Annotated in this window: 5 protein-coding genes; all 5 read right to left on the reverse strand. The window is 44.5% G+C overall.

Annotation, left to right across the window (positions count from 1 at the left end):
• Positions 1 to 854 (reverse strand): efflux RND transporter permease subunit (locus QVA83_RS16400; RefSeq protein WP_287498693.1); only part of this gene is annotated, 854 nt, incomplete at its 3' end.
• A 9-nt stretch (positions 855 to 863) separates the two neighbouring features.
• A complete protein-coding gene (locus QVA83_RS16405; RefSeq protein ID WP_014948891.1) occupies positions 864 to 2,012 on the reverse strand; it encodes an efflux RND transporter periplasmic adaptor subunit in 1,149 nt (382 codons plus the stop codon).
• Positions 2,013 to 2,151: 139 nt separating this feature from the next.
• A complete protein-coding gene (locus QVA83_RS16410) occupies positions 2,152 to 3,267 on the reverse strand; it encodes a GGDEF domain-containing protein (RefSeq protein ID WP_156078123.1) in 1,116 nt (371 codons plus the stop codon).
• An 8-nt stretch (positions 3,268 to 3,275) separates the two neighbouring features.
• The gene (locus QVA83_RS16415; RefSeq protein ID WP_156078124.1) at positions 3,276 to 3,878 is read right to left on the reverse strand and encodes a PqiC family protein; all 603 of its coding nucleotides are present in this window, start codon (positions 3,876 to 3,878) and stop codon (positions 3,276 to 3,278) included.
• Between the two features lie 125 nt (positions 3,879 to 4,003).
• The coding region (locus tag QVA83_RS16420; protein WP_287498694.1) for a PqiB family protein at positions 4,004 to 5,236 on the reverse strand (1,233 nt) is incomplete at its 5' end.

A 5,236-nucleotide genomic window follows, 5' to 3' on the forward strand; every position in this document is an offset into this window, starting at 1 on the left:
TAGATAGCGTTCATGCCGTTGTATTTAAAGTAGCGTTCGCCTTCAACAAATCCATCGTTGATATAAGCGAAATCGCCCAAGGTTACCTTAGCGCCGCCCGCACCGATTTTAATGGGAATTTGCTTAAACTCATCGCCGCTGTAGTACTGGTTTTCAACACGTACCGATACGATACCTGAGTTAGTTCTAAGCTGACCTGCGGAAATGTTGGCAGAGTAACTATTAATTGCCTGTGTGACATCGGCAATAGTTAAGCCGTACTTCCTAAGCGTATCAGGTTTAATTTCAATGGCAATTTCATCGTCCGGCGTATTGGCTTCAACCAAAGAGATAGAGCCAAGTTGTAGAAGCTCATCTTCCACCTCTTTTGCCAGCACTTTGAGTTCTGATAAAGGCAAGTCACCGACAATAGGCATTTCAATAACTTGCTGCTGGAACTCTACTTGGGAAACATTAACCGGCTCCATGCCAGCGGGGAAGGTGGCAATACTGTCAACGCGAAGCTTCACCTTATCAAGTACATCTGTTAATTCAGCTTTAGTGTCAATTTCCAGTGTAACTGCACCGCCACCGCGAAATGCACGTGAAACCGTACGCTTAATCTCAGTAATGTCTTTTACTGCTTCCTCAACTTTAATGAAAATACTCTCTTCAATCTCTTGAGGTGAAGCACCAGGGTAGTTGGCTTCAACGGTGATGTAGTTTATTTCGATGTTTGGAAACATCTGACGCTGAATAGTGAAATAGCTCGCTATCCCCATGATGATGATAAAAATCATCAGTAGGTTGGCGGCCACGGAGTTTCTGGCGAACCAAGAAATAATGCCGGTTTGTGTATCGTTGTGGTTTTCCATGACAGCTCCTTAGTTCGCTTTTGCTGTCACAATTTCGGTCGTGGTCTCAATGACCTTAACAGGCATACCGTTTTGAGGATATTCGGGCAAACTCATCACGACTTTTTTGGCATTGAAATCGCCTTGAATAAGGAAGTCGCCATTTTCTTCGCGAACAACTTTAACCTTTTGCGATTTTAATCTGTCTTCGTCATCTAACGTCCACAACAATCGATTGGTTACCAACTCTTGAGGTACGCGGTATACGTCGCTAAGGGTTTTTCCTTCAAATGCGATTGTGCTATACGAACCAAACTTTACGATAGGCTTCGACGAATTGATGGCGTAAGGATCTTCAATACGGGCAACGAAATAGCTCATACGCGTGGTGTTATCTACCACACCCGTATCACGGTGAATGGTACCTTTTACAGTAGCGCCCTGCACATCATCTACTTCGATGGCGATTTCACTACCAATGGTGTTGTCTGCTAGAAAAACACGGTCAAAGCCGGCTACAGGGAAGGTTACTTCAGCGTATTCGATGTTGTTAATGACAGCGACTGGCGTGCCTTGAGTTACATAGTCACCAGTGCTGATATCTCTAGATACTATAAGTGCATCGTATGGTGCTTTTACCTTACAGTTGTCTAAGTCACGCTTTGCGATTTTAAGCTGCGCTTCAGCTGATTTTACGCCAGCTTGCGCACTCATCACTTGAGGTTTGCGAAGGTAAAGGTCAGTAACCCGTGCGTTAGGCATCGTTTTCGCTTCTTTGGCAGCGACATCAGCTTGGGCTTGCTCTTGGATAAGCTGTGCTTGCGCGCTAGCGAGGTTAGCTTCAGCCAGCAACAATGCCGCTTCATATGCGTCAGCTTCTATTTCAAATAAGGTTTCGCCACGTCGAACCAGACCGCCGCTCACAAACTTAGGGTTCCAGCGCTCAACTTCTCCCGATACCTGAGCTGCAAGGTTTGTGGTTTCAAGGGGCGTTATTTCGCCATACGAGGTAAGTTGAACGCGCACGTCTTCTGGCGATAAAGCTTCAATAGTCACCGTTGGGCGGGTATCAACTTCTTCTGTAATAGTATTATCAGAGGCAGAGGCTTCGATTCCTTTCATACCTAAGTAGCCTACTAATAAAACACCAATAGGCAGTGCAACTTTCATCCATTTCATGGCTAAATCTACTTTTATAGCGAATACTTTACATAGTGTAGCGCTAAAGTGTTTCAGGAATACAGCGCAAATGTAACTAAACATGAGTCAATTTTGTGTAAAGTCAGTTAACCGTACTGATTTAAGCAGGGAAATTGGTTTAGTTTCCTGAAAAAGAGGGGGAGCTCAACGACGAAAATTCGCACACGCAATCTCGACCATTATCTTTGGCATAGTAAAGTGCTTGGTCTGCTCGACGAACGGCGCAGGAAATATCTATATCGGGATTTGCTTCGCTCACCCCGAAACTACTCGTTACATGGATCTCGCTACCGTTAATATTAAGCGGTGCGTTGTTCAAAATATCTCGAATATTTTCCAAGGCATTTACAGCACCCGCTTCATCAGTATCGGTAAAGATGAACATGAATTCTTCGCCACCCCACCGTGCGAGAATATCTTGTCCTCGCAGGCGAGAACTAAACACTTTTGAAATCTGACGAAGGACCTCGTCACCTTGTTCATGGCCTAAGGTGTCATTGATACTTTTAAAGCGGTCAATATCTGCAATGGCGACCGAAAATTTACGTTTGCTTCTCAGCATTCTTGCGTACTCGCGCTCTAGACACTGCTGCGCGCCTCGCCGGTTTAACAACTGAGTTAAGTGGTCATGCTTGGCCTGGCGCTCAAACTGCTCACTTAAATAAAGTGCGGTGTCGTAACTCTTTTGTCTACTGTACTCATAAAACGCCGACAGAAATGAAACGGTTAAAAATGAATAGAGTAAGCGCGTTTTAAAAGCGTAGGTGTAGCTTGCAATAAACGATGGGGCGTCGATGCCAAACAGTACTATGGCACATACCAGGGTATAAGCGATGAGCGCGATGAGCCCCCGCACAAAACCAGCGAAAAACATGGTGACAGGTGGTACCAGGTATATCCAAAGCGGGCCAGTATTGTCTTTACCTCCGGTAATAAGTAATAAAAGAGTTAGCACCATTAAGCAGATGATAAGCAGCGTGATAGACCACGTACGTGCTTTGGCTGACGCAAATCGCACTTGAAGTCGTTGTGAAATGGCAAATACCACGCTAGCTGTGTAGAGCGTAGAAGAGAGGGAATATTCTCCGTCAATAAACGCCCGAGTGCCGAGCAAAAACGTAATAGACATACCTACTGCCGCAAATAGGTTTACCACCATAATGCGCCTGTTGGTTTCGTCCTTATAGTGGCGACTCACACCGCTAAATACGTATTGCTTAAGAGAACCGAACATCGCTAAGCCTAAGGTTTAAGCGTTTTGCTAATGTCTTTAGCGAGTTGATGGATAGTGTTTCTCATTGCTTTTATGCTTGAAGAAAAGCCGTCATCTTCAAGGGGAGTTTTAAATACGAATGGGTATGTCTGGCTTTTGCCACCGACGCGAGTAATCACGTATTGTCCAGACAGAATTACTTCCCCTTCGTAGGTACTAACAAAATCATTAATGTGCAAAGCCATGTGAATGGCCTCTTCACTAGCGTAGTGATCGGGGCGAAGAAGTGACACATTTTGAGAAGTTAATGCACTGGTCAATGCTTTGGTTAGTCCTTCGTCTACCGGTTCGGCCCATAAATGACTGGTTGAAATGTGAAGATTTGTATCGCTGGTCTGATACACGAGACCGCGATGTTTTAAATATTCAGGAAGCGTGATTTTGTCTAGCACTACAGATGTGGTCTCTTGTGCCGCGTACGGGGTGTCACCTGTGGTATGCAGTAGATAGTATGTCAGTGAGCGAGGTGCACTACTGCACGCCGATAACAAACACGCACTAAGTGCGAATACGCCGATAAACAGTACTTTCGCTGTCGATAGGGAAGGGAAGACGTTAAACTGTTTTATCATTCTATTTATTCCTTTCATCCTTGTTTAGGGATGTCTCACTACGCCATATTATTAACATTTAAGTGCGCTCACTCTCTACGCTACTTTCGATGAAAAAATGCATAGTTTTTATTAGTTTCTTCAATTTAATTTTTAGCTCTAGGCTGAATGTCGGCCTCGCTATCCTTAGAAAATATCAAACTGTTTGGCGATTGATTTAGCTTTAGCAGTAAGGGTTGAATATTACGCATGGTTTCCTGTAAGGCATCAACCGTTTCCTTTATCTCAGATTTATTAAAGCCACCTTCGCTATAATTTTTCAACAAGCCATCAAGGCTAACAAGAACTTGATTCAGGTTACTGTTAAGTGCTTTTGCATCGATATCGGCGATAAGTAAGTCAAAGTCACTGCTAGCGGTTTCCACTGACTCTGCGGCTAAGCGCATGTCTTCAACAGCTAGCTGCACATTCTCGACCATTTCCTTAAGCGGTAGCTGGTTGATTTTATCTAAAATAGCATCGGCTTTTTGTGTTAACTGCGTAAACTCGTTACTCACAGTAGGAATGACTTCATAACCGTTAATTACTTCTATTTGACTGGTGTAGTCTGCATCGGGTACATGCTGTAAATCAACGTACAAGCCACCGGTTAAAACATTGCCCATGCGTAACGACGCCCGAAGATCTCTCTCAAGCCAGTTTCTAATCGTTTGCTTTATCGCGTTTAGGCCTTCTTTGGTATCTGGCTGTCTTGCCTTGCCAGGATAAATATTAATAAGTACGGGGATAGGATAGCCACGCTCTAGAATACTCCCTTCAACAGCAGGGAAAGAGTTAATTGCCGTTACATTGCCAATTTCAATTCCACGGTATTCTACAGGGGCGCCAACGGTCAGGCCTCTAACGCTCTCATCAATGAGTAACAGATATTCTGCTGCCACCTTGTAGCGAGCATCTGACGCTGATGTGCTGTCGCCATAAATAGTAAAGAAAGCGTTATCGAGCACTTGCTCGCCCTTAGGTACGCCATCGGGAATTCCAAAGGTAATACCGTTTGCCAACAATGTTTCCAAGCTTCCCGTTTCGACGCTTACTCCATTAGATTCAAGTAATAACTTAACGCCACTGACATCCCAAAAGCGTGTCGTGTTAGTTATGAGCTTGTGGTAGGGCGCTTCGATAAATGCATCGTAATACACAACGCGCTCTTCAATATTAAATGTGGCGTCTTCAAATTCACCAACCTTGAAGCCCTTGTAGATAATAGGGTCGCCAGGTTTATAGGCAAATTCATCATCGCTTTTAAGCATAACGTGCAGCCCAGGTGTGCCGGGAGGGGTGACAGGCGGACGTTCTAGTGCTTTGAAATGTAGTTGTTC

The organism is Alteromonas sp. AO-Serp (assembly GCF_017849675.1).
Lineage (GTDB): Bacteria > Pseudomonadota > Gammaproteobacteria > Enterobacterales > Alteromonadaceae > Alteromonas > Alteromonas macleodii.